The sequence below is a fragment of the Paenibacillus sp. SER-28 genome (genome assembly GCF_052906305.1).
In genome coordinates this window covers 1-230 of record NZ_JBRECM010000105.1, presented here as the reverse complement: position 1 = coordinate 230, position 230 = coordinate 1, and the positions used below count along the sequence as shown (strand labels likewise).

The window sequence follows — 230 nt, the reverse complement described above, 5'->3', positions numbered from 1 at the left end:
GCCCAGAAGCGCGCGTAGTCGTCGACATGGCCGTTCGCCCACAGCCGCGCGAGCGCGACGCGCCGGACGATCTCGGCGACCGCCGCGCGTTTGGCCGCGATCGCGGTGTCGAGCGCGTTGAGATAGCTCAGCCCGCTCAGGATTCCGTTCGAGCCGTCGACCACGACCCGGTAATTGTCGACGACGCGCCCCTGGGCAATGAACACGCCCCAGGTCGACCAGGCGTCGAC

1 protein-coding gene is annotated in these 230 nt (G+C 69.6%); it reads right to left on the bottom strand.

What is annotated here, in order from left to right:
• Nucleotides 1-230, bottom strand: a 230-nt coding sequence (locus ACUYLD_RS25840) for a hypothetical protein (protein ID WP_446676257.1), incomplete at both ends; no start/stop codon positions are given.